The sequence below is a fragment of the Roseisolibacter sp. H3M3-2 genome (genome assembly GCF_029211165.1).
Taxonomy (GTDB): Bacteria; Gemmatimonadota; Gemmatimonadetes; order Gemmatimonadales; family Gemmatimonadaceae; genus Roseisolibacter.
This window is the reverse complement of record NZ_JARGEK010000713.1, coordinates 1-906: the sequence shown is the minus strand read 5'-3', so window position 1 is coordinate 906 and position 906 is coordinate 1. Positions and strand designations below refer to the sequence as shown.

General features: G+C 61.6%; 1 protein-coding gene. It reads right to left on the bottom strand.

Annotated features, from left to right (window positions below; all coding sequences use genetic code 11):
* Positions 1-614 precede the first annotated feature (614 nt).
* On the bottom strand, positions 615-906 hold a 292-nt coding region (locus PYV61_RS25920), incomplete at its 5' end, for a hypothetical protein (protein WP_275836778.1).

Sequence of the window (906 nt, the reverse complement as noted above, 5' to 3'; positions counted from 1 at the left end):
GGTGATCCAGCAGCATTGCTGCCGTGGGTTTACTCGCAATAAGCCCGGCCCACGCCTCATGCGCTTTGCGTTCCGTTTGCACCCAGTGACCGGGCTTGTTCTTGGCTTGAATGCCGATTTCTCTGGACTGCGTGGCCATGCTTATCTCCATGCGGTAGGGGTGCCGCACGGTTGCGGCACCATGCGCAATCAGCTGCAACTTTTCGGCAGCGCGACAACAATTATGCGTTGCGTAAAAGTGGCAGTCAATTACAGATTTTCTTTAACCTACGCAATGAGCTATTGCGGGGGGTGCCGCAATGAGCTGTTGCGTACCCCCCTTTTTTAAGTTGTTGATTTTTAAGTCTTTCGCATTTCGCCCTATATCTAGTTCTTTGGTGCCCAAAGAAGGGCACCCCTGCGGGGTTCCCCCACGCCTTCGGCGCGGCTCCCCCTCCGGCAAAAAGTGGCCCCTCCGGGGCTTGTTGATCGACTGCGCGGCCTTCGGCCTTGCCCAAGGTGGCGCTGCCCCCTTGGAACCCCCGCACTCGCCGCCGTGAGGCTCGGGGGGCAGGCGGGCGGGCTTCGCCCTTCGACTGCCCCCACTCGCATAGGCTTGGGTCGTTCCAGGCGCGTCAAGGCCAAGCCGCTGCGCGGTCGCTGCGCGAGCCTTGACCCGCCTTCCACTTGGTGTCCAACCGGCAAGCGAAGCGCGCAGGCCGCAGGCCGGAGGCTTTTCCCCAGAGAAAATTAAAAAAATTGATGGGGCAAGGCCGCAGGCCGCGCAGTTGGAGCCGGTGGGTATGTGGTCGAAGGCTGGGTAGCCGGTGGGCAATCCCTGTGGTCAAGCTCGTGGGCAGGCGCAGCCTGACCATCAGCTTGTCCAGCAGGGTTGTCCACGGGCCGAGCGAAGCGAGCCAGCCGGTG